At 42.2% G+C, this 17,341-nt stretch carries 14 protein-coding genes, 1 pseudogene and 1 riboswitch; of the genes and pseudogenes, 11 read left to right on the top strand and 4 right to left on the bottom strand.

The window, feature by feature from the left end; translation table 11 throughout:
- The first annotated feature begins 977 nt into the window (after positions 1-977).
- Both IM319_RS03320 and IM319_RS03315 read left to right on the top strand, forming a co-directional pair.
- A complete protein-coding gene (locus IM319_RS03320; RefSeq protein WP_287734636.1) occupies positions 978-1,958 on the top strand; it encodes a sodium-dependent bicarbonate transport family permease in 981 nt (326 codons plus the stop codon).
- A 73-nt stretch (positions 1,959-2,031) separates the two neighbouring features.
- On the top strand, positions 2,032-2,349 hold the full coding sequence (locus tag IM319_RS03315) for a P-II family nitrogen regulator (RefSeq protein ID WP_287734635.1): 318 nt from the start codon (positions 2,032-2,034) through the stop codon (positions 2,347-2,349).
- Between the two features lie 64 nt (positions 2,350-2,413).
- Here IM319_RS03315 and IM319_RS03310 read toward each other — a convergent pair whose 3' ends face one another.
- Positions 2,414-2,992, bottom strand: a complete 579-nt coding sequence (locus IM319_RS03310) for a DUF3172 domain-containing protein (RefSeq protein WP_287675518.1) — start codon at positions 2,990-2,992, stop codon at positions 2,414-2,416.
- A 189-nt stretch (positions 2,993-3,181) separates the two neighbouring features.
- A riboswitch (cyclic di-AMP (ydaO/yuaA leader) is annotated at positions 3,182-3,312 on the top strand.
- Between the two features lie 229 nt (positions 3,313-3,541).
- Between IM319_RS03310 and IM319_RS03305 the strand changes: the two genes are divergently transcribed.
- From IM319_RS03305 to IM319_RS03295, 3 genes are all read left to right on the top strand, one after another.
- Positions 3,542-4,879, top strand: a complete 1,338-nt coding sequence (locus IM319_RS03305) for an ArsB/NhaD family transporter (protein ID WP_287686381.1) — start codon at positions 3,542-3,544, stop codon at positions 4,877-4,879.
- A 107-nt stretch (positions 4,880-4,986) separates the two neighbouring features.
- Positions 4,987-6,159: a glycosyltransferase gene (locus IM319_RS03300; RefSeq protein WP_287079847.1), complete on the top strand. Its 1,173-nt coding sequence runs from the start codon at positions 4,987-4,989 to the stop codon at positions 6,157-6,159.
- Positions 6,160-6,213: 54 nt separating this feature from the next.
- Positions 6,214-8,229, top strand: a complete 2,016-nt coding sequence (locus IM319_RS03295) for an ABC transporter ATP-binding protein (RefSeq protein ID WP_287734633.1) — start codon at positions 6,214-6,216, stop codon at positions 8,227-8,229.
- 354 nt (positions 8,230-8,583) lie between these two features.
- On the opposite strand, the gene crtO is transcribed toward IM319_RS03295, so the two are convergent.
- Positions 8,584-10,230 (bottom strand): beta-carotene ketolase CrtO, encoded by a 1,647-nt coding sequence (crtO, locus tag IM319_RS03290; RefSeq protein ID WP_287686094.1) that lies wholly within the window; start codon positions 10,228-10,230, stop codon positions 8,584-8,586.
- Between the two features lie 145 nt (positions 10,231-10,375).
- Here crtO and IM319_RS03285 point away from each other — a divergent pair, with 145 nt between their 5' ends.
- The gene (locus tag IM319_RS03285) at positions 10,376-10,699 is read left to right on the top strand and encodes an STAS domain-containing protein (RefSeq protein WP_052275544.1); all 324 of its coding nucleotides are present in this window, start codon (positions 10,376-10,378) and stop codon (positions 10,697-10,699) included.
- Here the strand turns inward: IM319_RS03285 and IM319_RS03280 are convergent, their stop codons facing one another.
- On the bottom strand, positions 10,700-11,836 hold the full coding sequence (locus IM319_RS03280; RefSeq protein WP_287734631.1) for a PP2C family protein-serine/threonine phosphatase: 1,137 nt from the start codon (positions 11,834-11,836) through the stop codon (positions 10,700-10,702). It lies immediately after the preceding gene.
- A 174-nt stretch (positions 11,837-12,010) separates the two neighbouring features.
- Here IM319_RS03280 and IM319_RS03275 point away from each other — a divergent pair, with 174 nt between their 5' ends.
- From IM319_RS03275 to IM319_RS03265, 3 genes are all read left to right on the top strand, one after another.
- Positions 12,011-12,454, top strand: coding sequence for an ATP-binding protein (locus tag IM319_RS03275; RefSeq protein ID WP_287734630.1), 444 nt, complete (start codon positions 12,011-12,013; stop codon positions 12,452-12,454).
- Entirely contained in the window at positions 12,423-13,247 is an 825-nt protein-coding gene (locus IM319_RS03270) for a sulfurtransferase (protein WP_287734629.1), read from the top strand. The genes IM319_RS03275 and IM319_RS03270 overlap by 32 nt, the downstream gene beginning before the upstream one ends.
- A gap of 261 nt (positions 13,248-13,508) precedes the next feature.
- The gene (locus IM319_RS03265; protein ID WP_002764933.1) at positions 13,509-14,060 is read left to right on the top strand and encodes an NYN domain-containing protein; all 552 of its coding nucleotides are present in this window, start codon (positions 13,509-13,511) and stop codon (positions 14,058-14,060) included.
- Between the two features lie 66 nt (positions 14,061-14,126).
- Here the strand turns inward: IM319_RS03265 and IM319_RS03260 are convergent, their stop codons facing one another.
- Complete coding sequence (locus tag IM319_RS03260; protein ID WP_287734628.1) at positions 14,127-15,302, bottom strand: esterase-like activity of phytase family protein; 1,176 nt, start codon at positions 15,300-15,302, stop codon at positions 14,127-14,129.
- A gap of 37 nt (positions 15,303-15,339) precedes the next feature.
- On the opposite strand from IM319_RS03260, the gene IM319_RS03255 reads away from it, so the two are divergent.
- The gene (locus IM319_RS03255; protein WP_287734627.1) at positions 15,340-16,530 is read left to right on the top strand and encodes a tetratricopeptide repeat protein; all 1,191 of its coding nucleotides are present in this window, start codon (positions 15,340-15,342) and stop codon (positions 16,528-16,530) included.
- Between the two features lie 114 nt (positions 16,531-16,644).
- Positions 16,645-17,208, top strand: a pseudogene (locus IM319_RS03250) (LOG family protein); the annotation flags it as partial.
- Between the last annotated feature and the right edge of the window lie 133 nt (positions 17,209-17,341).

The following is a 17,341-nucleotide window of genomic DNA, read 5'->3' as shown; positions in this document are numbered from 1 at the left end:
GGGGGGGGGGTGGGGGGGGGGGGGGGGGGGGGGGGGGGGGGGGGGGGGGGGGGGGGGGGGGGGGGGGGGGGGGGGGGGGGGGGTGGGGGGGGGGGGGGGGGGGGGTTGGGGGTTGGGGGTTGGGAAGAATAAATAAAAATAATCTCCTGAATACTGACTTCTAACCCAATGGTAGATGTTAGATTTTTGCAGGAGTTCTATTTTCCGACAAAAATAAGCAAAAGTTATTTATTAACTCCAAACACTTGAGAATATTTAAATTAACATTCCGCAATATTTACAAATTCTTAAAAATTAATTGAGAAAGATTTTTATTTAACAACGATGTTGCAATGGTTACAGCGATTTGATAGAATTTCATAGTGGTTTATTCTGTGCTTTTTTGGGTAGCAATAGTTGAAACCCTTGTCACACCTAGAAAGTTATCCTAATTAAGACGGTTAAATCAGTCAATTTCACCCACAACGATGATCTTTTTTTTGTGTAGTTTTATTGCAAAAAAAAAGTTTTTTTGACAAAAAGCACAAAGTATGATAGCAACCAACGTATTTCTGGCTGCGAGTAATTATTGTAGAGGGGGATAGGGGATAGGGGATGGGGGATAGGGGATAGGGTAGGGCTGATTCATTCTCCGAATCTAATTCTTTTTTTTGCTACCTTTAATCGCTTATGCGGTAAGCAAAGCACGACGTTTTTAAAAATTTTCAGCTATTTATTCCGAGAAATCGACTAAAAACGTTGGCAGATAAGGATTTGAGATAATGACATTTGAGAGAATGAAACGACCCTAGGGGATAGGGGATAGGGGATGGGGGATGGGGGATGGGGGGAGAAGGGAGAAAAAGCTACTGAAACATCACCCATCTTAATTTTTTTGGGCGGCCATGGTTAAGGGTTGTAATCCGGTTATTAACATTTTCACGATAATTCTCAAAATCGAATAGTATAGATTGAAATAAATCAATGTACGCAAACCTATGGATGGCAGCTTAATCCTGTTCAATATTCTCAATCCGCCGGTTTTGTTCTTTTTCTTAGGAATGCTGGCAGTATTTTTAAAATCCGACCTAGAGATTCCCCAACCACTGCCTAAACTCTTTTCTCTCTATCTTTTGATGGCGATTGGTTTCAAGGGAGGTTATGAACTAGCGGAAAGTGGCATCAATAACCAAATCGCTTTAACTTTGATTGCCTCTGTGGTTATGGCTTGCATCGTTCCCATTTACACTTTCTTTATCCTGAAAATTAAACTCGATAGTGCCAATGCAGCAGCGATCGCGGCAGCCTATGGTTCCATTAGTGCCGTTACTTTCATCACCGCCAGTTCTTTTTTAGAAAAACTTCATATTTCCTATGGCGGTCATATGGTAGCGGCCTTAGCTTTAATGGAATCGCCGGCGATTGTAGTGGGTTTAATCCTGGTGCGAGTCTTTAAAGAGAAAAATGGCGAAGAAGAAGCGTTTTCTTGGTCAAAAGTTTTACATGAAGCCTTTTTAAATGGTTCGGTATTTCTCTTAGTCGGTAGCGTTGTTGTTGGTATGCTCACGGGGGAAAAAGGCTGGGAAAAATTAGAACCTTTCACCCAAGAGATTTTTTATGGTGCGTTAACTTTCTTTCTCCTTGATATGGGATTAGTGGCGGCGAAAAGAATCCGAGAATTAGGCAAAACTGGTTCTTTTCTCATCGGTTTCTCGGTATTCATTCCCGTCATCAATGCTATGGTGGGCATTCTCATCGCTAAGGTTCTCGGATTTGAACAGGGCAATGCTTTATTATTCGCTGTTTTGTGTGCCAGTGCCTCTTATATTGCTGTTCCTGCGGCCATGAGAATGACTGTTCCCGAAGCGAATCCTAGTTTATACGTTTCTATGGCCTTGGCTTTAACTTTTCCTTTCAATATCATCATCGGTATTCCTCTGTACCTAGAGATGATCAAAATCATTGGCTGTGGAGTCTAAAAAGCCAGGCTGTTTTTCAATAATTCCTGTCAAAATTTTTCTCTTTCACTTGTCCCTTTTTTACTTAACTACCATGCTTGAATCCCCGCATCCTTCCCTAGAAACTGTCAAAAAAGTAGATATAATTGTTAGTCATGCTTTTTTGGAAGAAACCTTAAGCGCTCTTGATGTTGTCGGAGTTTCCGGTTATACCGTCTTTGGCAGTACTTCGGGAAAAGGTGATCGAGGTTTATCCTGTGATGACTTGGATTGTGATTACAGTGGTAACTACATTATGACGGTTTGTAATAGTGACGAACAACTTGGTCGTCTGATCGATAAAATTCAGCCTTTTTTAAAAAAAGCTGGCGGAATTTTTGTAGTGACTACGGGCCAATGGCTAACTCATTAGACCTCTTGTAAAAATCAACGCAGTTAATTAGGAGTCAGTGGTCAGAAGAACGATCTTTTCCGGTTTAGAATTTATCTGTATCTGGTCTGGGTCCAACAGCACCGGCGGGATTAACAAAAAGATTACCCCCAGCTTCATTTTGGAAGATACAATCGATTTTCGGTTTGCCTTCCAAGGGACCGGTATAACCAAAGGTATTCATCCGGTTTTTACAACTTTGTACCTGCTGTCCATCGACTAATTTTTGTTGTTCTAAAATTGACCAGTTATTGCGTCGCAAAACGCAACCGGGTTGCATGACTGGTTGGGTAACAAAAACATTAAAGGGGTTAAGAGTGACATAAACCCGCAAATCGGTGACAATGGCACTGGCCCCAAATTGCACGCATAATTCCGCATTGGGGGCACTGCGATCGATTACTTCCCGGGAAGCGACGTTTTCGGGGCTAAAATTAGCGGTAGAACTGAATACCAGACCGAGACCCACTCCTAGTACAAAAATACCACCAATCAGGGCGATCATGGCATAGTTTAATTTGGCCAATAGGCCTCCGGAGGTCGAAGCGCGGGAGTCATCACCATAGGAGCGGTCATAATCACGATCGCGCGATCGGGGAGGAGTATAACGAGGTCTTCTATTCATAGAAATTTCTGATGTGGCCGCTATGGCGGTCAGTCGTTAGCTATTAGCTTATCACTGTTCTATCCTAGCAACCCGGGGGATAACCGACAGGATAGGTCTAGTATAGAGCTATATCGTTTTTTTTGAGGTTAGTATGCTATGGTGGATCACTAAATAGAGTAAGTCAGCCTAATCCAAGTTTCTATGCTAGATATTAGCTAGACAAATTCGGAGCGGAGGAACCACATTTGGGGGCGTATTTCTAGATTTTTTAGCCTAGAAAAGGATATCTCTCTATCCTAGCCCGTCAGCTAACTTCGTCGGCGTGGGGGGGAAGACTGAAACATCACTACATTCCTAGCAATGTCTTGATCGGTTCAGTTATGTCGCTGATACTACTTGATAGTGATAACTTACAGGAGACATTGTATATGGGGATTCTCATGCAGGTTCACCGATCACAACAATTTTAAGATTTTCCGTCGATAACCATATTTTTTGTGAGTTTGCTGTACATTCGGGCAAACTTTTAGTCGTATCGAGAAACCGAAAGTAAAAACAGGATCAAAAATGCTGGAATCTTTACCAATGTGGATTGCTGCAATGACTTTTATTGCAGTCATTGTGGTGATTATGTTCGAGTGGCTTCATATTACCGTAGCGGCTTTACTGGGGGCTTTAATCTTAGTTTTTACCCATATCATGACTCTCCAGGAGGCGGTGGGTTATATCAGTCGCAGTTATGCCACTCTCGCCCTATTTTTTGGGGTAATGGTGTTAGTGAGAGCCTTTGAACCAACGAAAATTTTTGATTATTTAGCAGCACAAATGGTGCTTTTAGCCAAGGGACAGGGCAAATTATTACTAATAGGAATTGTCGCCATTACTACCCCAATCTGTGCGGTATTACCCAACGCTACCACGGTGATGTTATTAGCCCCGCTGATTCCTCCCTTAGCTCAAGATATCGGTGTGGATTTTGTGCCGCTCTTAATCCTGATGGTTTTCGTGGCCAACAGTTCCGGGTTATTAACTATTGTTGGTGATCCCGCTACTTATATCGTCGGTGATTCTATTAATATAACCTTCATGGAATACCTACAGCGTTTGAGTTTAGGTGGTGCCTTGGCAGTCATTACCATTCTGGTTATGTTACCTTGGTTATTCCCGAAAATCTGGCGGACAAAATTCGAGCATTTAGAAGAATTACCCCATCCGAAAATTAATCATCCTCGCGTCTTAGCGGTGGGGGGAATTATCGTCTTTTTAGTCTTATTTTTATTCGTCGTCGGTGAATCTTTTCCCGTACCCATTTCTCCCGCGGCCGTTGCTTTGATGGGGGCCACTTTAGCCCTACTTTTAGCCCAGCAATCGAAAATCGATACGGTTCATAATATTCTCCGGGATGTGGACTGGAGTACCCTATTATTTTTTATGTCGATTTTTGTCCTAATTGGCGGCTTAGAAAAAACTGGGGTAGTTAATAGTTTATCGGGATTTCTGGCGATAATTTTAGGCAAAAATATCTTTTTAGGTTCTCTAGTCTTGCTGTTTTTTGTCGGTTTTATTTCCAGTGTCGTTCCGAATATTCCCCTAGTGGTGGCCATGGTTCCACTACTGAAACAGTACCTTGTTAATGTTAATTTAGTCGGGACAGAAGTTCTTTCTCCCGATTATGCTGGTTCTTTTCCCCCGGAAGTTTTACCGCTTTTCTACGCGATGATGTATGGGGCCACCCTAGGAGGTAATGGTACTTTAGTGGGGGCTTCTTCTAATATTGTCGCCGCCGGCATCGCTGAACAACACGGGGGCAAAATTACTTTTCATACCTTTCTGCGCTACGGCCTACCAGTGATGTTTACTCAGTTAGTCGTCTCGGCAATGTATATGTTAATTTTCTTTGTCTAGTCTATATCTGGGGGGCATTAATGTTAAGTTCGCCTAAGATTGACAAAAACGTTAACATTGATTAACATTCTCCTATCGTGCTAGATAATCTGGATTGAGCGGCGATCGTGAACAAAAAAATCTCTGTTTTAGCACCAGATTTATCCGGTGGTGGTGGCACAAGAGTCTATTTGATTGCTCAAGTCTTGCAACAGCTAAACTGTCAGGTGACGGTTTATGGTCCGATTTTTGGCCGGGAAATCTATCCAACCCCACCGGGGAATTTACCGGTGGTATCGGTCCAAGGCAATAATTATCCCCAGTTTTTTGGCCAGATCAAAACTTTACTCGATCGCCTCTCCGGAGAGATTATCTATGCGGTTAAACCCCGTCCCACCAGTTTCGGCATCGGCCTACTAAAACGTTTTTTTTCCCCACGTCCCCTAATTCTCGATATTGACGATTGGGAAATGAGTTGGTTTGGTGGCGATCGATGGTCCTATCGTCCTCATCCCCGACAATTAGCTAGGGATATCCTCAAAAAAAATGGTGCGCTTAGAGACCCAAATCACCCTCTCTATCTGCGTTGGATGGAAAATTTAATTAACCGCGCCGATGGGGTGACGGTTAATAATCAATTTTTGCAAAAGCGTTACGGGGGGATTTATTTACCGAATGGCAAGGATACGCAACTTTTCGATCCCAATCTCTACGATCCCGTCGCTTGTCGTCAAAAATACGGTTTATCTGCGTATAAAGTCTTAATGTTCCCGGGTACGGCTAGACCTCACAAAGGTTTAGAAGATGTCTTAATCGCTTTAGATCAAATTGGTGATCCTGATTTTAAATTGGTGGTGGTGGGAGGTCGCCAAATCGGGGACGGCTATCTGGATAGTTTGTTGGAAAAAGGTCAACCTTGGTTAATTCATTTACCTGCTCAACCGATCGATCGAATGCCGGAAGTTGTGGCCGCTGCTCATGCTATTATCGTTCCCCAGAGGGATGAAGCTACGGCTAACGCCCAATTTCCGATTAAACTCACCGATGGTATGGCGATGGCTAAACCGATTATTTCCACTAAAGTGGCAGATATTCCCGAAATTTTAGCTGATATTGGCTATTTAGTCGAACCTCGATCGCCAGAGCAACTAGCTGTCATAATTAGAGAAGTTTTTAATCATCTCGACTTGGCTAATGCACGAGGACTAAAAGCGAGAGAGCGCTGTATCGCCTCCTATAGTACCACCGCCATGGCGACAACTCTCTCTGGCATAATTACTTCTCTGGAAGGGAAATATTAGATTGTAGGGAGTAGGATAATTGACCGTTGACTATTTACTTTATTACTTATAGCGATGAATCCTAATCAAATTCTCCTTAAATATACGCTTAAATACTGGATATTAGTGGTTTCCAGCATTGTTATAGGCTTTGTCAGTACGATATTTAATGGGGTAGGAACTGTTTTAGTTATCCCCTTACTAATTTCTTTTATTAATCCCGAAAATGATATCTTAAAAAATGCCCCTCAAATTATCAAAAAGCTGCTCTCGGTTTTCGAGGTTTTCCCAGTCGATACTCGTTTTTTCTGGATGTTTGCGGCGATATTAGGGATTTTAATTCTCAAGCACATTACCAATTTTATCAGTATTTTTTTAGGGACTTACTTGTCTTTAATTATGGCAAAAGATATGCGAATTGATTCAGTTATTCTGCTGCTAGAAGTGGATATAGATTATTATGTAAAAAGTAAAATAGGAGATATTTTTAATCGTTTCATGTCGGAGATTAATCGAGCCGTAGCATCGATTAGAAATTACATAAACCTGATTAAGATTATCGGCACAGCTTTCATGTACTTAGCTATTTTATTATCAATTTCTTGGCAATTAACTATTCTTTCTAGTGTTTTGGGTGGACTTTTAGGTCTGCTTAATCAATACTTTGTCAAGAGATCGAAAAAGTTTGGAGAGATTATCACCGTAACGGCTAAACAGCAAACTAATAAACTGTTGGAACTATTAACTGGAATTCGCCTAATTAAAGCGGTAGGCAATGAGAGATACGAATTAGAATCTATTGTGGAAGATATCGAAGCCCGGGAGAAAGCGGGTTTAGATGCCCAGACTAATAATGCTGTAATCTCTCCGCTCAATGAGATCGGTGGGGTAATTATTATCGCTTTAATTATCATTGCTGGTCGTTATCTTTTTAATGAACAACTTCAAGCCTTGGCGACAATTTTATTGACCTATCTCTATGTACTTTTCCGGGCATTGCCGATAGTTAGTCAGATTAACGGTGCTAGGAGTAGTCTATTGGGGGATGTTTCCGCAGTAGAGGTGGTAGCGGATTTTCTCATTCGAGAGAATAAACCATTTATGAGCAATGGCTCTATTCCCTATCAAAGATTAGAGACAGGTATTCATTTTGATAACGTCCAATTTTCCTATCCCGGTCATCAAGAATTAGTTCTCAAGGGCATCGATCTTTGGATTCCAAAAGGAAAAATGATCGCTCTTGTTGGTGCTTCGGGGGCTGGAAAATCAACAATTGCTGATTTATTACCACGCTTTTATGATCCTACAGCCGGGAGGATTCTTTTTGACGGTCACGATTTACGGGATTATGAGATCAAATCTCTGAGAAAAGCCATGGGAATAGTCAGTCAAGACACTTTTCTCTTTAATAATTCTCTCCGTTTTAATATTGCCTACGGATTAAGCGATGTTAGTGATGCAGAAATTTTAGCAGCGACAAAAAGGGCGAATGCCTACGAGTTTATCTCCAAACTGCCGGAAGGACTGGATACGGAAATTGGCGATCGGGGAGTGAGACTTTCGGGGGGACAAAAACAAAGATTAGCGATCGCTCGTGCCTTACTGCGAGATCCGGATATTCTCATTCTCGATGAAGCCACCAGTGCTTTGGATACAATTTCTGAGCGTTTAGTACAGGAAGCGATCGATGAACTCTGTCGCGAGCGGACTACTCTTGTGATCGCTCACCGTCTTTCCACTGTTCAAAAAGCCTATCAAATTGTGGTGCTGGACAAGGGAAAAGTGGCAGAAATCGGCAATCATGAGGAATTATTAGCTCAAGGTGGTCATTATGCCCGTTTACACGCTCTGCAATTTAGTGATAGCAAAGAGGCCGACTCTAAGAATAGGGAAGATGAGCAAAAAAGAAAAGCTTATTTATCCTACGAAGCGAGAAGCAGTCTTAATAGTCTTTTAGGTTCTCTGCGTCTAGTATCTGAAGATTTAATCGAAGATTCTCAGGAGAAACAGGAAATTTTAGAAGAATCCTGTAGTTCAGCCATGCGACTTCTCCATATTATCGAAGACTACGAGTATTCCTCGACTCGATAGCTCTCCTGCAAAAATCAAAAATTGTTGTAATACTAAATCCAGTTATTAAAAACTGATTATTGATTCTCCCCTGTGCCTCTTGCCTGTTGCATGAGTGCCTGTCCTAATATGTAGGGTCTGCTGAATAAATCTAAAAACCTTGTTGGGTAAGACTTTTAGACTTTTTGTCAATCAAAAAGTACCGGACTGGGAGTGATCGGGGGGAAATTTAGGCACTTTTTCCCTGAAAATTAGGTAGTTGACCACCTGAAAATCGGTAAAACCCTACACCCCACACCCCACACCCCACACCCTGCCCCCAAGAAAAACTTTTTGCCGCAAACCCTATGTAGCCTATACTCAACGGATTTAGTATTAGTTGAATAATCGTTGCAGAAAAGTGCTTCGATCCCGCAGGAAAACCTGAGCGCAATTACGCCCCGGCATTCCCGAAATTGAGCCGCCGGGGTGAGTTCCTGCCCCAGTTAAATAAAGGTTTTTAATTGGGGTTTTGTAGTTAGCTATTTCCGGCAAAGGACGCAGGAAAATCATCTGATCTAAGGTCATATCAAGATGATAGTAATTACCTTTATAGGAACCCAAACGATTAGCTAATTCGGCTGGACTTTCCACCCGACGGGCAATAATGGCGGATTTGAGATTTGGGGCATAATCGGCCAGTTTATCAAGAACTCGATCGGCCACGCGATTTTTTAATTCTTCCGTCCATCCCGTGCCGTTTAATCCCGTTCCCTCGGCCCCGGCAATCTGATAGGGGGCAAAAAATTCGATCCAGAGGGTATGCTTGCCTTGGGGAGCCATGGAGGGATCGAGAATAGTGGGTACATCTAGGTACATCGAGGGATTTTCGTCGGGAATCTGCCCCAAAATCGTTAAAGCGTGGGCCTGTTCAACGTGACGCACGGAATCGGCGATGAGAATCGTTCCCTGTAAATACTCCTCTTTGTGATCGTAAGCCTCGAACCTTGGTGCTTCGGCGAGGGCGCAATCAATTTTAAGAATTGTTTCATTGTTATTGACAATTCGCCGTTCTACCCTTTCTCGCAATTCTGGATCGGCGGCATCCACATCGGCGGGGGCGACTAACTGTAAAAAGACTCGTCTAGCGTCAATATTAGAGATAACACCCGCTTTTGCCAGATATTCTTGTCCAGAGTCCACTCTAACCCCGATCGCTTGTCCTTCCTCCATTAGAATCTGTTTAACCTTCTGCTCGGTTAAAATCACCCCACCGAGACTGACAACACATTTCACCAGAGCCTCGGTTAGTGCGCCCGTACCACCACGAGGGCGAGCCACTCCGGGAGAATGACGCATCGCCATCATCATCATCCCGGAGGTAATGCCTTTTTGGGAGGGAGGAGCGCCAATTTCTGCCGCTAGACGAGCTAGGGGTGCTTTCACAAATTCGCTCTCAAACCACTCATTGAGGACATCTTCGGGGGAAGTAATCATCGTGCGGATGAAGTCGAGCAGTTTCTTTTTCGAGCCGATCGCTTTCCAGACACTAGCTAAGGCACTAGAGTCATAATTGCGGGCGATTCTGAGCAAATCTTGGGGCGGAGCGTTAAACCAAGGAGCGATCGCATTCAGCAACTGTCCCCAATAGTCGATAAACTGAAGGTAGCGATCGGCATCTCGCCGACAAAACTGGGCAATTGCGGCGTGAGTTTTTTCCAGAGAGCGATAGGAAAGAAAATATTGGCCGGAGGGATGGGGACAGAAAACGGTAGGATCAAAGAATAAATACTCTAATCCGTGGCGTTTTAGCTCTAATTCCTCAATTACTGGCCCCAAAAAGATAAATTCGTGATCGATCGCACAGAGATTAAACTTAAAATCGGGGGCTAGATCTGGGATAACCGCTTCTGTGGTAGCGGCTCCTCCCGGTACGCTACGCTGTTCGAGAAGGAGGACGCGATAACCGGCTTTGAGGAGATAGGCGGCACAAACTAAACCATTATGCCCCGCACCGATGAGGATGACATCGTAACTTTCCATGCAGTTTCAAAAATTCCTATTTTTAATTTTGCGCTTTTCTTGACCCTAATATGTTAAAAATAGTTAAAGATTGGCTGTTGTCAGCAGATTTCAGCGAGCAGTTATGAGTGAGCAGGTAGAAAACATTTAATTTTTCCTTTTTTTTATGAGTTCTTCAATCAAAGTCATTCAACCATCGGGTATTTTAGATGGCAACCAAGCCAGCGAATTTCGCCAAGAAATTGCCGAAGCCGTGCAGGGAGGTTCAGAGGTTATTATCGTTGATTTCAAGAATGTCACCTTTATGGATAGTTCTGGTTTAGGGGCGCTAGTTTTATCCTTAAAAACCGTGCGTTCTGCGGGGGGTAAACTATTGATCTGCTCGATTAATGAGCAGATAAAAATGTTATTTGAATTGACCGATATGGATCGAGTTTTTGAAATTTTTAATAACCGAGAAGAATTAGAACAAAAAATCCTCGGAAGTTAATTAACGAAAATCCACCTGCATGATCGAAAGATCATCCTTAAAATTACCATCAAATTGTAAAGCTTGAATTTCTCCAATAAAATTATCAAGATTTTTGGCAGAATTACAGTGATAATTTTGCAAAGATTGAAGAAAGTTCTCTAGTCCCCACATCCTACCATCAGAACAATCGATCTCGTAAATTCCATCGCTAAAAAGATAAAGGCTACTGGAGAAATTCAGGGATTGAACCTGATTGATATATTCTGCTTCTGGAAACATTCCGATGGGAAAACCGGGGGCTTTCAGTCTGGTTTCAATCATCTGTCCAAAAGGTTTTTGAGTCAGGAGAACTGCCGGGGGATGACCGGCACTGGCATAGGTTAACTGTTGTTGTTTGCGATCATAAATTCCGTACCAAATAGTAAAATATTTATCATTCTTAGGGCTGATTTGATAAACTTGATTTAACCCATGTAAAACCTGATTAGGTTGATAGTAATTCACCTGAGTTAAACCACGGGAACGGAGTAAATTAATCACCGAAAGGCAAGGTAAAGCCGCTCGCAAACCATGGCCAGCCACATCTAAAAGATATAACATCAAATGGTCATTATCTAACCAATAATAATCAAATCCATCCCCCCCCAATCGACGAGAAGGAAGGAAGCGAAAATCGATAGCAAGTTTTCGAGAAATAAAAGGTTCTGGTAACAGCGATCGCACATATTCCGCCGCTTCCGCTAACTCCATTTCTAGTAATTGTTTTTGCGCTTGCAGATCATGACTTAATTGATGCAAACGAATTCCCGCCCGCACGCGCGCTCTTAACTCATTAATCTCGATCGGTTTACATAAAAAATCATCGGCCCCCGCATCCAATCCCTTCACCCGATCCTCCACCGATCCCAAAGAAGTTAAGAGGATAAAAAAAGTGGTTGACAGTTGGGGATTGAGCTTAATTTGCCGGCAAACTTCCAACCCATCGATCCCCGGCATCATCCAATCACAAATAATCATCGCTGGTTTTAGTTGCCCCGCTTGCTTTAATCCTTCTTCCCCATCACTGGCAATAAAAACCTCGTATTCCTTCCGCAAAGCGCGGCTCAAAAACGTTTGAATTACTCCATCATCATCAATTACTAGAATTCGTACCATCTTTTTTGTGACTCGACTATCTCAATCTTAACTGCTTACCCCCGACTCCCTAACAGATGACTTTGCTTGTCCCCCTCTCAGGGGATTAAATCCAGAATCGAGCTAACACATCAGTCATAGTTTGGGAAAAATGGTATAACTTCTAGCGTAAGGCATTGGAGAGGTAAGCCGGGGGTGAAGATTTCTTTTCAGGTAGATAGCGATCTCAAGTCCTTAGATAGCGTTTTAAAATATTTTGAGCAATTTAAACTGGCGGGCATTCCCCAAAAAGACTGGCTCCAGTGTCAGCTTGCTCTTGCCGAAGGTTTTACCAATGCAGTCCGTCACGCTCACCGACACCTCCCCCCCGAAATCCCGATCGAGATCGAGATCGAGATTACCCGATCCCAGATGGAAATTCGCATCTGGGATCGGGGTTACGCCTTCGATTTAGAGGACTTTATCGAGAAAAACGCCTATCATGACTATAGTTTCTCTGGTCATGGGCAAGGACTGCCGATCCTCCAAAAAATCGCCGATCAACTCAGTTATACTCGCAGCGAAGATCAGCGCAACTGTCTGTTAATTATTAAACAATTTTCCCGCCATGAATCCGATCGCGCCCCTCGTTTCTCCTAGTTGGTTAGTGACTAATCTCGATCGCCCCGATCTGATGGTTATTGACTGTCGTTTTCAATTAAATGATCCCGATCTCGGTTATCAAGAGTATTTAGCCAATCATATTCAAAATTCCTTCTATTTACACCTCGATCGCGATTTATCGGCTCCCGTTGCCCGTCATGGCGGCCGTCATCCTTTACCGAATCCGCAGACGATAGCCGCTAAATTAAGCTCTTTAGGGGTGATTTCTGGTCAAACTCATGTCATCGCCTACGATGCCTCCCGTTTTGCCTTTGCCAGTCGTCTCTGGTGGTTATTACGTTATCTCGGCCATGAACGAGTCAGCATTCTCGATGGTGGTTGGCAAAATTGGTTAAATGCCGGTTATCTTGTCTCCAATCAGATACCTGTGCCGAAAACCGGCGCTTTTTTCCCCCAAGTTCAACAGGATTGGGTAGTCACGATCGAGGAGGTAAAAAGGCAAAAAGAGCAAGCGGGAGTGGTGTTAATTGATGCCAGGGAAAGCGATCGCTATCGGGGTGAAAGGGAACCGATCGATCCGATCGCCGGCCACATCGAGGGGGCGCTTAATTATCCCTGGTTAGAAGTCACCGATAGTCAGGGTTTTTCTCAACCCCCGGCCCGGCAAAAACAACGTTGGCAAGAACGGGAAGGCGATCGAGAAATTATCCTCTACTGTGGTTCGGGAGTGACAGCCTGTGTCAATATCTTTTCCCTTACCCTAGCCGGATACGACAATGTTAAGCTATATTCTGGAGGTTGGAGTGATTGGTGTTCCTACCTGATCTAACCAGCCTTGTTGATACCCATCTATCAAGAAAGATTATCAAAATGACCTAATTACTGTACAATCTCCCTATTATCACTTTTAATTATTCCGAAACTATTATCTAGTTTGTCTCCTAGACAAAAAAGCTAATTTTTATTTTAGTTGCTATCTTTTTGCGCTCAAATCACCGCTATTCCTCAAAGAATAGTCGTTTTCCCCCGTAAAATTACTAAAAAGTAATTTTATAGTTAAACTCTATAAAAAATTAGGTATGTATTTTGTATGACAGAAGCCGGTCTTTGTCATTGTAATGGTGGCGGCCGTCCGAAAGATCGCCTTTCGATTTTTGTGGATGGCAATAATATGTTTTATGCTCAACAAAAAAATGGTTGGTTTTTTGACCCGCGTAAGGTGTTAAATTACTTCACCAACGACCCGAATATTATGTTAATTAATGCCTTTTGGTACACGGGTTTAAAAGATTCCCAAGATCAAAGAGGTTTTCGCGATGCTTTAATTAGTTTGGGTTATACGGTGAGAACAAAAATTTTGAAAGAATATTATGATGATAGTTCCGGTCGGTTTTCCCAGAAAGCTAATTTAGATATCGAAATTGTCGTCGATATGTTTAATACCGTCGATCAATACGATCGAGTGATTTTATTTAGCGGTGATGGCGATTTTGAACGAGCGATCGAACTATTGCGCTCTAAAAATACTCATATTACCGTAGTTTCTACGGAAGGGATGATCGCTAGGGAATTGCGAAATGCTACCGATCGCTATATTGACCTGAATGATATTCGCAAAGATATCGAAAAAAGTGATTATTAATCGGCCTACCCTCACCCCAATCCTTCTCCCAGAAGGGGATAGGTGAGGCAATTAACCATCTCTTGTTTATTTTTCCTTGAGTCGAAATAGTAAAAACTGATTGACCTGATTCGGATTAAAATTATCATCACTGACTAAAATCAAAGAGCGACTGCCATCAGCTAATCTTGGACCGAGGGTCATTGCTTCCAAATTATCTAAATCAATCCCCAAAGTCCCTAAATCTAGTAATAATTTTTTCCGCAAGGGTTGCACCTGTAAAGCTTCTAATTCTCCCGGTATCCGAGCAATTTTCGAGGTATCAGTGGCACTCCCATTAACTACCTGAAATAGTTTCGCTCCAAAACCTTCTAAACCAAAAGTTCGCTCTAAACTGAGAAAATAACCCTCTTTTTCTAAAGCTAATAATTCCGTTAAACCGTAGTATCTCGCACCACTGGGTGGCTCATCTAACACATACAATTGTTCTGATACTAACACAGGCGCACCAATCGGATCAATAACATAATGAAGAAGTCGCACTCTGAGATTTTCTGCTCTTTTTCCCGTGGGACTATCTTGAATTAACGCGTTTTCTGTGGCAGTAAACAAACGAAAAGGATCGTCTTTGAGAGTGCTGGTAATCCCTAAAGTTAAGGATTCAAACCCTAAATTATCCTGTATTCCTTTTTGATTGCTATCATCCGGTAAAAAGCGATTAGGAATTAACAAAGACTCCTTTAATTGTCCCTGCAAATCAAATTCAGCAATAAAAGGATCAATTCCCTGTTTAACCGCACCTTCACTGGAAATAAACAAAGTTTGTCGGGGCGAAAAAGCGATACCTTCCGGGTCGATCGATCCCTTTTTAAACGTTTCTCCCTTGCCATCTTTTAGGAACGTGACTGCCTCTAAATTCACTTTTTCGATTTTTTCACCATTTATCTGCAAACTAGCCCGATAAAAGCGGGCCGGAGCTTTCTGAGAACGATCATCACTGAGAAGATAAAAGCGGTTATTGGCACGATCATAGGTAATTGCCGATAATCCCCCCACCCTTGTGTCTTGATAATCCGCTTGTGGTAATTGATATTCTCCCAAAAACTCGACCGAGAGGGGTAGAAACATTCGTTGTTCTGCTAAAACTTGCGGGGAGACACCACAGGCAGCCAGACTAAAGGTTACAATCAAACTAGCAATTAAACCCAAAATTGGGAAACGCAAATTTTCGGCAGTCAGTCTCTTATAGAATCGATCGATCACAAAATATCCTCCTCTACTACGCTCCTATCAGTCTATTATGCTACGTTTTTCTCTCGGTTTATGGCTCTGTTTGATCGGTACTTCCCTTCCTCTCCTAGCACAAACAGAAACCCCTGCACCCAATCCCCTCGAAACTCCCCTAAAAAGTCCTTTATTACCCGGAATTGATCGCCCTTTAACTCCCTTGGAGCGTCGTCAACTGCTATTATACATCGATCGACGCGATGCTGAAGCTCAAGCTAAATACGATGCGGGATTAAATGAGGAAGCTTTTCCCATCTGGTATGAAGTTATTAAATTAAATCGTTATTTAGGAGCAAAAGAAGAAGTAAAATCTTTGGGAAAAGTGGGGTTAGCAGCTTGGAATCGAGATCGAACCGAGGATGTTAAATTAATTACTGCTCGTTTAAAAACTGTGCAACAAACTGCGGAAACTAACCAGACAATGGACGGAGAATTATTAGCATTACTAGGTACATCCTATGAACAGGTACGAGCTTTTAATGAGGCGATAATTATCTATGATAAAATCCTGGCTAATGCCAGAAAATCTGGGGATAATGTGGCAGTAGAAGCAACTTTAAATAAACTTGGTCAAATTCATTTATCCCGTTTTGATTATCAAAAAGCCGCCCCAGTTTACGAGGAATTATTAACTATTTCTAAGACGCAGAATAATTCTTTAACTCAAGGAATTTATTTGCAAAGACTAGCAGAAATTTATCGAGAATCTCTGCAACCAGCTAACGCCGTAAAAATTAAAGAAGAAATAGCTGAAACCCAGATCAGAAATCAGCAAATACAGTTAATCCCCGCTCTAAAAATTCAAATTGGTTTAGATTATCAAGCTTTAAAAGATGCAAATAAAGCCAGCCAAAACTTTCAAGAAGCCTATTCTCTCGCTTTTGCTTTACAACAGTACGGCATCGCAGGAGAAGCTTTAAATAAGTTGGCCGAACTCTATAAAAGTTATCAACAGGTAGATTATGCTCTACAAATCTATCAAGAATTAATTAAAGTCCATGAATTGGGTTATAATTACTACGGTTTAATGAATACCTACGATCAAATCGGTCAAATTTATCTAGAGAGAAAAAATTATCCCCAAGCTTTACTCGCTTTCCAAAAAGGTGCGGAATTAGCCCAAGCTATCCGTTATCGTGAACAATATTTTCAAACCCAAATCACCCAAGTTAATCAAGCAATAAATAATCCTGAACAGTTTTGAAACCATAAGCCATCAGGCTAGATAGTAGTGATATTCACCAGAAAAATCGCTGATTAACGGCAAAACAAAAAGCTGATAACTGATAACTGATAACTGATAACTGATAACTGATAAATGGACAACTCCTATTCTGAATTAAGCGAAGACTTGCTGAAATTGGTGCAACATTTACCCCACTTGAAAGATGGTAAATGGATTCAAAGATCTCTGGAAGCAATAGTCAGAATTGCCGAGGAGGAAATCGATCGCCTGGATTGGAAAATTTTAACCTACGCGATCGAAGATATAGAAAAGGGATTTCAGGTATTTTACCCCTACCGTCATATTCGTAAACTGACCATTTTTGGCTCGGCACGCATCAAACCCGATAGCAGTGAATACCGTCTCGCAGTAGAGTTCGCGCGCTGTATCAGTCAATACGGTTTTATGGTGTTAACCGGTGCCGGGGGTGGTATCATGCAAGCGGGGAATGAAGGCGCTGGACGGGAAAATTCCTTCGGATTAAATATTCAGCTACCCTTTGAACAGGGGGCTAATCCCTGTATCATAAATGATGCCAAATTAATCGATTTTAAATATTTCTTTACCAGAAAACTATTTTTTCTGCGGGAAAGTGACGCAGTAGCTTTATTCCCCGGTGGTTTCGGTACGCAAGATGAGGCCTTTGAAACGCTTACCGAAATTTTGGGTTAAAGCCCCGTCCTTTTAGGACGGCTTTTTAAACTATAGCTTGTTAACTTAACTTTTATTGTGCTATACTGATTTTATCTAAGTACCCCCTGCGTAAAATGTTTGTCTTAGAGTTTAAAGT

This window comes from Microcystis sp. M113S1 (assembly GCF_020246945.1).
In the GTDB taxonomy this organism is placed as follows: domain Bacteria; phylum Cyanobacteriota; class Cyanobacteriia; order Cyanobacteriales; family Microcystaceae; genus Microcystis.
The sequence above is the reverse complement of the archived record's forward strand: the minus strand, read 5'-3'. Positions and strand labels throughout refer to the sequence as shown.